Origin of the sequence: Brevibacterium sediminis, assembly GCF_024895295.1 — a bacterium.
GTDB lineage: Bacteria > Actinomycetota > Actinomycetes > Actinomycetales > Brevibacteriaceae > Brevibacterium > Brevibacterium sediminis.
The window spans coordinates 102746-115675 of record NZ_JAHQRN010000005.1 but is presented as its reverse complement, the minus strand read 5'-3'; the positions used below and the strand labels follow the sequence as shown (position 1 = coordinate 115675).

The 12930-nt window shown below is 65.1% G+C and carries 9 protein-coding genes and 1 pseudogene; 7 read left to right on the top strand and 3 right to left on the bottom strand.

The genetic code is table 11. The features are described from left to right. Window positions 1-51: 51 nt before the first annotated feature. Window positions 52-255 carry a cold-shock protein gene (locus tag KTJ89_RS12820; RefSeq protein WP_062240453.1) on the bottom strand — a complete coding sequence of 68 codons (204 nt, stop codon included), beginning with the start codon at window positions 253-255 and terminating at the stop codon, window positions 52-54. Window positions 256-804: 549 nt separating this feature from the next. Here KTJ89_RS12820 and KTJ89_RS12815 point away from each other — a divergent pair. The 7 genes and pseudogenes from KTJ89_RS12815 to KTJ89_RS12785 all read left to right on the top strand — a co-directional run bounded on the left by KTJ89_RS12815 (window position 805) and on the right by KTJ89_RS12785 (window position 9889). Further along, on the top strand, window positions 805-1896 hold the full coding sequence (locus KTJ89_RS12815) for an LCP family protein (protein WP_259357996.1): 1092 nt from the start codon (window positions 805-807) through the stop codon (window positions 1894-1896). 138 nt (window positions 1897-2034) lie between these two features. Beyond that, window positions 2035-2472 carry a thioredoxin gene (gene trxA, locus KTJ89_RS12810; protein WP_259357995.1) on the top strand — a complete coding sequence of 146 codons (438 nt, stop codon included), beginning with the start codon at window positions 2035-2037 and terminating at the stop codon, window positions 2470-2472. Beyond that, window positions 2469-3191 carry a class I SAM-dependent methyltransferase gene (locus KTJ89_RS12805; RefSeq protein ID WP_259357994.1) on the top strand — a complete coding sequence of 241 codons (723 nt, stop codon included), beginning with the start codon at window positions 2469-2471 and terminating at the stop codon, window positions 3189-3191. The genes trxA and KTJ89_RS12805 overlap by 4 nt, the downstream gene beginning before the upstream one ends. Window positions 3192-3358: 167 nt before the next feature. Next, window positions 3359-6520: pseudogene (gene fdnG, locus KTJ89_RS12800) on the top strand (formate dehydrogenase-N subunit alpha); the annotation flags it as partial. Between the two features lie 410 nt (window positions 6521-6930). Then, window positions 6931-8058, top strand: coding sequence for a 4Fe-4S dicluster domain-containing protein (locus tag KTJ89_RS12795; protein ID WP_172173269.1), 1128 nt, complete (start codon window positions 6931-6933; stop codon window positions 8056-8058). Then, the gene (gene nrfD, locus KTJ89_RS12790; protein ID WP_172173272.1) at window positions 8055-9350 is read left to right on the top strand and encodes an NrfD/PsrC family molybdoenzyme membrane anchor subunit; all 1296 of its coding nucleotides are present in this window, start codon (window positions 8055-8057) and stop codon (window positions 9348-9350) included. Before KTJ89_RS12795 ends, nrfD begins: the two co-directional genes overlap by 4 nt. Before the next feature lie 320 nt (window positions 9351-9670). Further along, window positions 9671-9889: a hypothetical protein gene (locus KTJ89_RS12785; RefSeq protein WP_172173275.1), complete on the top strand. Its 219-nt coding sequence runs from the start codon at window positions 9671-9673 to the stop codon at window positions 9887-9889. Between the two features lie 77 nt (window positions 9890-9966). On the opposite strand, the gene KTJ89_RS12780 is transcribed toward KTJ89_RS12785, so the two are convergent. Both KTJ89_RS12780 and KTJ89_RS12775 read right to left on the bottom strand, forming a co-directional pair. Next, entirely contained in the window at window positions 9967-11613 is a 1647-nt protein-coding gene (locus tag KTJ89_RS12780; protein ID WP_172173278.1) for an amidohydrolase, read from the bottom strand. Then, complete coding sequence (locus KTJ89_RS12775; RefSeq protein ID WP_172173281.1) at window positions 11610-12875, bottom strand: MFS transporter; 1266 nt, start codon at window positions 12873-12875, stop codon at window positions 11610-11612. Before KTJ89_RS12775 ends, KTJ89_RS12780 begins: the two co-directional genes overlap by 4 nt. Window positions 12876-12930: the final 55 nt, after the last annotated feature.

Genomic DNA, 12930 nt, shown 5'->3' with positions numbered 1-12930 from the left:
CAGGGTCGCTGGTGAATCTCAGAAGTCTCTAGGTGAGACTCTCAAAGAGTCTCAGAGGCCGCGGACGCGAGTCGCCTGCAGGCCCTTGGAGCCCATCTCAGAATCGAACTCGACGTTCTGACCCTCGGTGAGCTCGCGGTAGCCGGAGGCTTCGATCGCGGAGAAGTGAGTGAACACGTCAGCCGAACCGTCGTCAGGCTGGATGAATCCGAAACCCTTTTCCGCGTTGAACCATTTCACGGTACCTGTTGCCATAATCTTTGTATCCTTATTTTTTAACTGATGACCGCTGCTGCGATCGTGATGGTCGGACCCATTGCTGGATCCGGCTTTCCCGCTGGCTGGACTGGATCTTCAGACGCAGATCCAACGAAAATCTGTGGGTGAACCGAGGACTCGGAATCGCTGGTGAGGATGAGTTCTCTGATGTGAGGTCTCTGTCTCAGACGAAATCGTGGGGATACTCGGTTTCGATCATGCACTCGAAGGTGCTGGACGGAAGTCGTCAGACGACTGAACTGGGAAAAATCATGAGGGGCGCGGAAGGCAGACACGCGCCGATGGGCAAACACATGGTGACGAGCGAATCTACCTGCTCTTCAGACACCATCTGCTCCGCACATTTCTGTGCGAGAACGATTCCAGCTTAACAGAGTGATCGCTCTGCGGGTGATTTCGGCCGAATGATTTCAGTCGAGAGATGGAACACAGCGATGTGCACTCGACCGCGCAGGCATCTAGGATTGTATACATTCCGTTTTGTATGCAATCCGCCGTGACCCCGGACGCAGGAGCACCCGAACCGTGGACAACGAAGAATCGTCACCGCCGCCAGGACCCCGCCGACAGCGACGCCTCGCCGCGAAGTACCGGCGCCGGCGCACCTTCGTCGCCGTGGCTGCGGTCCTCATCATCGGTGCCCCCGTGACGATCGCGGTGGCGGTGCACAACCTCGGCGCGAATATCTCCTCGTCCCCGCTGCGCGCCCACGGCGGTGACGTTCCCGAGAAGCTCACGGATGAGACGAACGTCCTCATCATCGGATCCGACACTCGCGATCTCGCCTCGGCGAAGGACGCCTCCGATGACTCGGGCACAGGTGAAGGCGTGAACTCCGAGACCGCCTCGGGGCAAGGATTCGGCAGTGCCGAGGGTGCCCGCAGCGATGCGATGATCCTCGCTCACGTCGCCGCCGACGGCGGCCGCATCGACGCCGTGCAGATCCCACGTGACACGATCATGGACATTCCCGCCTGCGACGATACCGGCCACGGCGCGTCGGCGGCCACGCACGGGATGATCAACTCGGCCCTCAATGCGGGTCCGGCCTGCTCCGTATCAGCGGCGGAGGAACTCACCGGGGTGCGCGTCGACCACTTCATCAACGTCGACTTCGACGGATTCTCAGCGATCGTCGACGCGCTCGATGGGATCAACGTCGACCTCGACGAACCTCTCAACGACCCGAAGGCGAACCTCGACCTGCCCGCCGGCCACCAGACGATCGGCGGAGACGACGCCCTCGCCCTGGCCCGGACACGGCACGCCGTGGGCGATGGCAGCGACATCTCACGGATGGGCAACCAGCAGATGGTCATGGAGGCCATCATCGACCGCGCCAAGAGCGGCCAGGTCCTCACCCGGCCCGACCGCCTGTACGGATTCCTCGACGCTGTGACCTCGACGATCGGTGTCGACGACGAACTCGACTCGATGCGTTCGCTGGCCTCCCTGGCCACGACGGTGGCTTCCGTGCCCGAGGACGACATCACCTTCGAGATCATTCCGTGGACACCCGCACCGGAAGACCCCAACCGGGTGGTCAAATCCGCCGAGGCGGACGCCGTGTTCACCGCCATCATCGACGACGAACCGATCGCCGACCTCGGCAGGTAAACATCGGGCACCCGCCGAGTTGATCCCCGCCGTGGCGGTTGTCAGCTCCGTTTCAGCCGCCCCGTCGTTCCGGACATCGGCCCCGTCATGTGACCTCCGTCCAGGCGATATTCATCCGCGGCTCCTAGACTGGACGGCATGTCTACGATCGAAATCACGCAAGACAACTTCGAGTCGACCATCAACGACAACGAGATCATCCTCCTCGACTTCTGGGCCGATTGGTGCGGCCCCTGCAAGCAGTTCGCCCCGGTCTTCGAACAGGCCGCCGAGGCCAACCCCGACATCGTCTTCGGCAAGATCGACACCGAAGCGCAGCAGCAGCTGGCCGGACTCTTCGCGATCTCCTCGATCCCGACCCTCGTCGCCTTCCGCCAGGGCATCGTCGTCTTCGCCCAACCCGGCGCGCTCGCCGCCCCGCAGCTCGAACAGGTCATCACCGCCGTCAAGGGACTCGACATGGACGAGGTTCGTGCCGAACTGGCCAAGCAGGAAGCCGCCGCTGCCGCAGAGACCGACAGCGCGGACGGTGCCGCACCCGATTCGATCCCTGCCGACCTGGGCGTCGACAAGTGACAGCGACCAGCAGCCACAACGACCACACCCACGCAGACAGAACCGGCGCAGGCAATACCGGCGTACCCGATTCCGTGGCCGCCTGGGAAGAGCGCTACGCCGGGGCTGACGACGCCATCTGGTCCGGAAATCCGAACGAATCCCTCGTCGCCGTCGTCTCCGATATGACCCCCGGCCGCGTCCTCGACGTCGGCTGCGGAGAAGGCGCCGACGTCGTCTGGATGGCCGAGAACGGCTGGGACGCCACCGGCATCGACCTGTCGACCACGGCCATCGACCGAGCCCGCCGGGCCGCCGAATCCCGCGGAATCTCCGCCGAATTCGCCGTCGCCGACGTCTCCACCTGGGAACCGGACGACCCCGATCGCCGAGGCGGCTTTGACCTCGTCACCGGATCTTTCCTCCACACCCGGTTGCCCGACACCCGGGAAGAGCTCCTCACCCGCGTCGCCGCGCACGTGGCACCGGGCGGGGCCCTCCTGCTCGTCTCCCATGCGACGATGCCGCCGTGGGCCGCCGAACACAGCGAGAAGTTCGAGCACGGCATGGACCACCACCATGAACTGGTCAGCCCGAACGGAGACTTCGCCCTCCTCATCGGCGCCAGCCCGCACCGCTGGGAGATCGAACTCGCCGACACCCGCACCCGAGAAGTGACCTCCCCGTCGGGCGAACCCGCCGAACTCGAGGACGCGATCCTCCTGGCCCGCCGGATCTGAACTCGGCCAACCCAGAGACCCGGAACCCGGCACCGAGGCGGCTGCGCGGTCGATCATGACCGCGCAGCCGCCTCGGCGAACCGGGCGATTCCCAACCCCCTGAGATGGGGTCGAAAACCCGGTCTCACCTGGTGCATTTCCGCCCCGTGAGGGGCTAAGGTGGTGCCATGGCTCGGTTCAGCTTCCTCGAGTGGCCGGTACTCCGGCAGCTGCGCACGTCGGATAAGACGGGACGCGGCGAATCCGTCGTGTCCCAGCAGACTCGGGACACCACTCCACGCACGGTCACGGCCGACAAGGTCGTCCAATCCGTGTGCCCCTATTGCGCCGTCGGCTGTGGGCAGAAGATCTTCGTCAAGGATGACAAGGTCGTGCAGATCGAAGGCGACCCGGACTCACCGATCTCTCGCGGCCGCCTGTGCCCGAAGGGCGCAGCCAGCGAACAGCTTGTCAACGCTCCCGGTCGTGTCACCGACGTCCTCTACCGGGCCCCGAAGGCCAAGGACTGGACGAAGATCGACCTGCCGACGGCGATCGACATGATCGCCGACCGATTCATCGAGGCCCGCCGCAACCACTGGGAGGACTTCGACGACAAAGGCCACCCGCTGCGGCGGACGATGGGCATCGCCAGCCTCGGCGGGGCGACCATCGACAACGAGGAGAACTACCTCGCCAAGAAGCTCTACACCGCGGCCGGGGCGATACAGATCGAGAACCAGGCGCGTATTTGACACTCCGCCACCGTTCCCAGTTTGGGAACTTCGTTCGGGCGCGGCGGCGCCACACAACCCGTCCAGGATATGGCGAATGCGGACTGCATCATCATCCAGGGTTCCAATATGGCCGAGTGCCACCCGGTGGGCTTCCAGTGGGTGAGCGAGGCCAAGGCCCGGGGTGCCCGCATCATCCACGTCGATCCTCGTTTCACGCGCACCACCGCGATCGCCGATAAGCACGTGCCCATTCGGGCCGGCTCCGACATCGTGCTGCTCGGTGCGCTCATCAACCGTGTGCTCACCGAGGGCCGTTACTTCGACGAGTACGTGCGCGCCTACACCAACGCCGCGAACCTCATCAGCGACGACTATGTCGACACCGAGGATCTCGACGGACTGTTCTCCGGGTTCGACCCGGACACGAACTCCTACGAGAATTCGACGTGGTCGTACCAGACGGATGAGCACGGTGCACCGCTCAAGGACCCGAGCCTGAAGGACCCGAAATCGGTGTTCCAGATTCTGCGGCACCACTACTCGCGCTACACGCCTGAGATGGTCGAGGAGAACTGCGGAATCAAACCCGCAGACTTCGACTACCTCTACGAATCGGTGACCGAGAACTCGGGCCGGGAACGGACCACGTGCTTCGCCTACGCGGTCGGGTGGACCCAGCACAGCCTCGGCGCGCAATTCATCCGCACCGCCTCGATCCTCCAGCTGCTGCTCGGCAACATGGGCCGACCGGGCGGCGGAATCATGGCGCTGCGCGGGCACGCGACGATCCAGGGATCGACTGATATCCCGACCCTGTTCAACCTGCTGCCCGGCTACCTGCCGATGCCCAGTGCCGGAGTCCACGACACCTTCGACGACTACGTCGCCGCCGTCGGCACCCCGGAGACCCACAAGGGCTACTGGGCCAACGGCCGTGCCTACGCCACCAGCCTGCTCAAGGCCTGGTGGGGCGACGCGGCCACGCAGGACAACGACTTCGCCTTTGACTATCTGCCGCGCATCAACGGCGCCCACGGCACCTACCAGACCGCGGTGCGCATGCTCAACGACGGTGTCGACGGGTACTTCCTGCTCGGGCAGAACCCGGCCGTGGGCTCGGCCAACGGGCGCATGCAGCGCATGGCCATGAGTCACCTGAAGTGGATGGTCGTCCGCGACTTCAGCCTCATCGAATCCGCCACCTGGTGGAAGGACGGCCCCGAGATCGAGACCGGGGAGCTGAAGACCGAGGACATCGACACCGAGATGTTCTTCCTGCCCGCAGCCAACCACACGGAGAAGGCCGGCACCTTCACGCAGACCCAGCGTCTCGTGCAGTGGCGCCACAAGGCCGTCAACCCGCCCGGGGACGCACAGAGCGAACTCGACTTCTTCTACGAACTCGGCCAAGCCGTGCGCGAGAAGCTGAGGGACTCCGACGACCCCCGCGATCGACCGCTGCTCGACATGACCTGGGACTACCCGGTCGACGAGGAGGGCGAAGTCGACGCCGAGGCGGTCGTCAAGGAGATCAACGGCTACTTCATCGGCGGCGACCGCGACGGCGAGCCCTTGGACAACTTCAACCAGATGACCGACGACGGGACCACCGCCGGAGGCTGCTGGATCTACGCCGGCGTCTACGCCGGAGGCCAGAACATGGCCGCCCGCCGCAAACCGCGGGATGAGCAGGACGAGACCGCCGCCGAATGGGCGTGGGCATGGCCGGCGAACCGCCGGATCCTGTACAACCGTGCCTCGGCCGCACCCGACGGAACTCCCTGGTCGAAACGGAAGAAGTTCGTGTGGTGGGACGACGAGACCGGGAAGTGGACCGGCAAGGACGTGCCCGACTTCCCGATCGACCGCGCACCCGCCGCCCGATCGGATGCCGCCTATGGCGGACCCGCGAACCTCGACGGTGACGATCCGTTCATCATGCAGGCCGACGGCAAGGGATGGCTGTTCGCACCAAGCGGCATGATCGACGGGCCGATTCCCACCCACTACGAACCGCAGGAATCGACGGTCGCGAACCCGCTGTACTCCCAGCAGAACAGCCCGACCCGGATGGTCATGCGCCGTGAGGACAACCTGTCCGCTCCCGGTGCCGGGGTGCCCGGATCCGAGGTCTTCCCCTATGTGTTCACGACCTACCGACTCACCGAGCACCACACCGCCGGAGGCATGTCCCGGTGGCTGCCGTACCTGTCGGAGCTGCAGCCGGAGATGTTCTGCGAGATCTCACCCGAACTCGCCGCCGAGGTGGGGCTCGAGCCCTACGGTTGGGCGACCTTGGTCTCCCCGCGAGCGGCGATCGAAGCCCGCGTCCTCGTGACGAAGCGGATGACCCCGCTGACCATCGGCGGGAAGACCGTCCACCAGATCGGCCTGCCCTATCACTGGGGCGTGGGCGGTCAGGATGCCGTCGTCGAAGGCGATTCCGCCAACGACCTGCTCGGAGTGACGATGGACCCCAACGTCTACATCCAGAACAGCAAGTACGTGGCCGGAACGATCATGCCCGGCCGCCGTCCCCGCGGACCCGAACTCGTCGACTTCGTCGAGAAGTACCAACGCGAGGCCGGTCTCAGCCCCGAATCCGGCAACCAGCAGGTCACCGTTCCCGCCGAGGATGTCGAGGCCTCCCATCACGCCGGACAGGGTCGCAGCGCCGGTGGGCACGCTCACCGAGGCGGCGACTCGGCCGTCGGCGTCACCCCGGGCAAGACCCTGGACGGGGGACGCGATGGAGCCTCCGACGGGGACGGCACGACCGCCTCGGCGACGGTCGACAGCGCCGATGATCGCAGCGGTAGGATCACCATCGAACCCACCGAGGCGACCGAACCCGCCGAGACTGCGGTGTCGAACCGTGCCGACGACGGGGACCCCAGCGACGGCGACCCCGACCACGGCCGGCACGCCGACGGCAGTGCGATCGCCGAAACCGAGGTGGCCGAAGCGGAAGCTCGCGCCCGTGCGGCTCGGGATCGGCAGGAGAACGAGGAGGAGGACGACTGATGTCGACACCGACGATCGATGACGGCACGTTGGCGGACGGGCACTGGCACGATTCCGCGCACAGCCGCAAGGGATTCTTCACCGACACCTCGATCTGCATCGGCTGCAAGGCCTGCGAAGTCGCGTGCAAGGAGTGGAACCGCAACCCGCAGGACGGCACCTTCGAACTGCTCGGTTCCTCGTATGACAACACGGGCAGCCTCGGGGCGAACACGTGGCGGCACGTCGCGTTCATCGAACAGGATTCCGAACGCATCGAGAAGGCGCGGGAATCCGGGCGCAAGCTCGTCAATCTCGGCATGCCCACGATCCGCCCGCGCACCGATGAGTCTGCCGCCGCGCAGCCGCTGGACGGGGCCTTGGGTGCGGCGGCCGAGGGCCGAACCTCCGCCGGTCTGCCGACGACCCCCGACCTCAACGTCGATCTGCTGGCACCGGGTGCCCTGGAGCCGACCGACCTGTCGAACGTCGACACGACACCCCCGGACACCGCGGACTTCCGCTGGCTGATGTCCTCCGACGTGTGCAAACACTGCACGCACGCCGGCTGCCTCGACGTGTGCCCGACCGGTGCGCTCTTCCGCACCGAATTCGACACCGTCGTCGTCCAGAACGATGTCTGCAACGGCTGCGGAACCTGCGTGGCCGGCTGCCCCTTCGGCGTCATCGAACGCCGCGACGACGGCACGATCAATACCCCCACCGACCGGGATGATCGCAAGGCCGCGGACATGGATGTGCCGAACGCGGGCACCGCGAACAAGTGCACCCTCTGCTACGACCGCCTCGTCGAGGGTCAGGAACCAGCCTGCGCGCAGACCTGCCCGACGCAGTCGATCAAGTTCGGCGACCGTGAGGACATGGTCGACCAGGCGCACGACCGTGTGGCCGAACTCCACGCGAAGGGCCTGACCGAGGCTCGCCTCTACGGGGCGAACTCGAACGACGGGGTCGGCGGCACCGGATCGGTGTTCCTCCTCCTCGACGAACCCGAGGTCTACGGCCTGCCGCCGGACCCGCGGGTCGCGACGAAGGATCTGCCGAAGATGTACGCCAACGCCGGGATCGCGGCGCTGGGCATGGTCGCCGCGGCCGGTCTCGCGTTCCTCGGGAGCCGCCGTTCATGAGCACTTCAGAATACGATTCCTACCGCCCACCCGAGCCGGAAGGCGGACGCAGAAAACGTCGCCGAGGCGGCCGCGGAGGTCCCAGCGGACCTGACGGTTCCGGTGGTCGACGGGGCGGTCGCGGCGGCGGGTGGAAGAACCGTGGTGCCGACGGCAACCGTGAGATGCCGATGGTCGAGGATGTCGAGTTCACGTCCTATTACGGTCGACCGATCGTCAAGGCTCCACCGTGGGGCGATGAGATCGGGGCCTACCTGTTCCTCGGCGGTCTGGCGGGCGGTTCGTCTCTGTTGGGCTTCGGCGCGCAGCTGACCGATCGGCCCGGTCTGCGCATCGCCTCCCGGATGACTGCGATCGCCGCGACCGGCATCGGCGGTGCCGCTCTCGTGGCTGACCTCGGCAGGCCCGAGCGGTTCCTCAATATGATGCGCGTCGTCAAAGTCTCATCGCCGATGAGCTTGGGCACCTGGATCCTCTCCGGCTTCGGCGTCGGATCGGGAGTGACCTTTGCGATCGAACTCGACCGGATCACCGGTGAGAAGCTGCTGCCTCTGGGCCCGCTGCGCAAGGTGCTCCATGCGATGGAGACGCCGGCGGCCGTCGAGTCCGCCTTCTTTGCTACTCCGCTGGCCGCATATACCGCTGTGCTTCTCGGGGCGACGGCCGTTCCGACTTGGAACGCCGCCGGTCGCAACGGTCTGCCGTACGTATTCGTGTCCTCGGCGTCGATGGCCGCCGGAGGTGCCGCGATGGCATTGGCACCGGTGGCCGAGACCGGCCCGGCCCGACTGCTCGCGCTCGCCGGGACCGCCGGAGAGGCTTATGCGATGTCGGCGATGAGGAAGCGCATGCACCCGGCCGAGGTCGATCCGTTGGACGACGGCGAACCGGAACACAAGCTCCACCGCGCCGAGAAGCTGCTCATCGCCGGAGCCGTCGGAGCCGCCGTCGTCGAGGTGGGGGCGCGCGTGTTCGCGAAGAAGCTGGCCCGTGGTGGTGTTGGTGGTTCCGGCGGAGGAGTCGCCGGTGCGATCGCCGATGCTGTGGGCACTGTGGCTGGATCCAGCGTCTCGCGAAAGCGGAGTTGGAAGACTCGTGCTGTGCTGCGGGGACTGTCCGTCGTCTCCGGTGCGGCCTTGGCGGCCGCCTCGGCGTACACGCGTTTCGGTGTGCTGGAAGCCGGCATCGAATCGACGAAGGACCCGCGTCACGTGGTCGAACCGCAGCGCGCTCGCCTCGAAGAGCGTCGGGCTCGCGGCATCACCGACGACTCCATCACCACCGGCCGGTAGGCGCGCGGGCGGGACATCACCGCTAAGCGCGAGCGCCCCTCACCGTGAGCACCCCTCACCGTTCGTGTTGCTGGGCACCGGCAGTGCCAGCACCCACTCGCGAGTGGCTCTTCATACAGTTCCGGCGGAACCCCTCGCCTTCAGTGCGAAAACACCTCGGTGTAACGGGGTGGTGTGCGACGACCGATGAAGGATGCTCGAACTCGCTGCGCGAAATCTCCCTCGGCAAACGCTGATCGGCGTCAAAAACAGCCTCACCAGGCACCTTATTCAGCAACATTGCTTGCAAATTGAAGCGCGTCGGGTAGCGAGAGAGGCCTATGAAGAAGCTGCTCGAGGATCGTCAGAGCCTTAGGTTCGGTGTGGCGGTCGCGGTGGCCTTTCCGCTGATCTACTTCCTAATGAATTTCCTTGGTTTGAGCAATGGGATGTTCAGTTTGTGGGAGACACTGTTGTTCGGACTCGTCCAGGGGGTCATCTTCTGGTTCTGTATGGCCAGCTTCCGCCAGTTCCGCGACGAGGACGTCACCCCGCGCTGAGTAGGCATCGGAGCGACGCCGAGTCGCAGCACCGTCATTTCAAGAAACGGACTGTGGGCAATGGCTCTTCTTCCAAGTCAGCCATCTACGACTGCTTCTCTGTTCTGCCACACCACCTCACCGTCGACGAAGGTGGCGCGTACCTGAGCCTCGAGTAGTCGGTCCTGATCATCGGAGAAGGGATCGACGTCGAGAACGACGAGGTTGGCACGACCCCCTGGGGTGATCCGGCCAATGCCGTCGGCGAATCCCCCTGCCCGCGCCGCGGCATGCGTGAGCGCACTCAATGCTTGGGCTGGCGTGAAGGCTCGCTCCGGATGATAGTTGGTATCCCCAGGTTCTAGTGCCGAGCGGGTGGTCAAGGCGATGAAGAGGTTGTGCGACATCTGATGCGGTGCCGTCGGCGCATCCGTGCCCAGAGCAATGTGGACTCCGGCCTCACGGAACTTCTGCCACGGGAACCCGTTCTCGGCGCGTTGCCCTCCGAGCACCGTCATCCAATTGCCCATGATCGCCGGATCGCAGTGCACCGGCTGCATCGATGCAACGACGCCGAGGCCGGCCATGCGTGCGATCGTCTCATCGGTCACCGACTCGAGGTGTTCGATCCGCGGGGACCGGATTCGGGGTCCATTGACGCGCACGCATTCGGCCGCAAGGTCGAGGGCGATCTCACTGGCGTGGTCACCGATGGCGTGCATGGCAAGCTCGAGTCCATGGGCATCGGCAGCGACAGCGACCGGAGCCGCCGATTCGAACGACCAGATCGGCCCGGCCTGCGTTCCGTCGACATAGGGGTCGCGCATGGCTGCAGTGCAGGCATCGATGACGCCATCGAGGATGAACTTCACGCCGACGATGCGGAACCATTCGGAGCCGGGAAGGTCGGCGAACTGGTCGCGAATCTCGGCGGCTCGTGCGACAGCGGCGAGATCGCGGGCCGGATCGCCGGTGGGCCGCAGCAGCCAGTGAGCAGTGATGGGAAACGGCAGTCGTCCGTCCCTCTCGAGTCGACGGCGGAAAGTCGCCGCCTCTGCTTCGCCCACCGCCATGTCGGTCGCCGAGGTAACTCCGTTCTCCAGATAGACGCGGAAGGCGCTGTCGAGGAACCGATCACGATCCTCATCGGTCGTGACGGACTCGAGATAGGACCATGCGTACTCGATCGCCGCGTTTTCGAGGAGGAACCCTGTCGCCTGCCCCTGCCCATTACGGACGATTTCGCCGCCGTGCGGGTTCGGTGTCGCCTCTGTAATGCCCATGGCCTCAAGCGCTGCTGTATTCACCCAAGCGGAATGCACATCATTGGAGTCGAGGAGCACGGGGACGTCGCTGACCACCTCGTCGATCATGTCAGCCGTGGGCCGGTCGCCGGGGATAACGTCGAACATCCAACCCGAGCCCAGCACGCACGGGGCTTCGGGCTGCTCCTGCCGCTTGAGCGCCAAGCGCTCTTGGATCTCCTCGAGACTCGTGCAGTCCCGCAGCTGAACTTTGTCGAGCGTCTGGCCGAGCATCATCAGGTGCGTGTGTCCCTCGACGAATCCGGGAGCGAGGAGGCTGCCTTCGAGGTCGATCCGCTGCGCGGAGTCTCCCGCGATATCGAGGACCGCTGAGGTGTCTCCGACCGCGAGAATACGGCCGGCGTCGATCGCCACTGCCTGGCCGATCGGTGCGTGTTCGTCTCCGGTGAAGACAACGGCATTCTCATAGACCGTGGTCATGGTGTCCTTTCGTGGGTTGCTGCGGCCTCGTCGAGGCTGTTGAGCGTCTTTTCTACGCGGGTTGATACGCGTGCGATGAGCATCGTCGGAATGATGAGGACGAAGCTGACGAGACCCACGATCAGTCCGAAGGTCGGAATTCCGACACCGTCGATGATCCAAGCTCCGATGATCGGGGCAAAGCTCGAACCGACGATATAGGCCCCGATCAGCGGTCCTGACCAGTTTCCTCGCGCATCGAGACCGGCGGCAGTGGCAATGAAGAGCGTGAAGGCGAAGGCGTAGATGGTGTTCACCGCGATGATGAGAGTGGCGAGCATTGCGGGGTCCGTCTCCACACCGATCCAGATCTTGATCGCTCCTCCGAGTGCCAGTGCGATGCCCAAGGGCAGGGCGCGTCCGATTCGGCTGCCGAGCAGGGTCACAACGAGCATTGCTCCGGCGCCGATGCCCGCAGCCGCGCTGAGCGCAAAGCCGAGGGTCTGATCGAACATGCCGACCGCATCACCAAGAGTCGGGGCAAGTGTCCAGACAGAATCTTCGCTGGTTCCCCACAGGGGGAATACTATGAGCACGCCGATTCCTGCGAGGAGGACTGTGCGCGGTTTGCGTGGTCGACTCGATAAGGGTGTCGCCTCGGCTCGGGTTTCGGCGAGCACCTCGGTCGTCGATGTTTCAGGTGTGCTCGGCAACCAGACCGTCACGGCGAAGCTGACCAGCGATAGCAGGGCCAGTGATCCGAAGACGGTGATCTGGGCCAGGCCGAGGATGGGAATGACGGCGAGGACGACCATGACGAGGAGTCTGTTGACGACTCCGGACGATGCGCTGACCCGGTTGGGGTTCCGCAGTGCGGCAATCGCGGCACCTGAGGTCGATACCGCAGTGCCGAGTCCCGCCGAGCCGATGAGGAAGCTGATGACGATGAGCGCAGTCGGCCCGGTGACCAGCGCAGCGACGAGAAAGGCAATAGTCGCAATGCCGAGTCCGCTGGCGGCGATGGTGCGTCTCCTGGTCCCGGCTGCGGCACGGGAGGTCGCCAACCCGATGATCGCCGAAGTGAAGAGTCCCCACGTGAGGATGTTGCCTGAGGCGACGACGTCGAATCCGATCTGCTCGAAGACCGACATGATCAGCGGAGCGAGGTTGGCAAGCATGAGTCCGGCGAGAGAGACGAGGAAGACTGCAGATCCGTTCCGCGGCCTGAGGGGGACCCGCGGATCATCCGGTGTCGGCGGTGCGGAGGTGGAAGTGGAACTCATGGGTCGGCCCCTTTGCCAGTGCGAGTTTCGCGACTTAAACGAAAAGTTTTCGGTT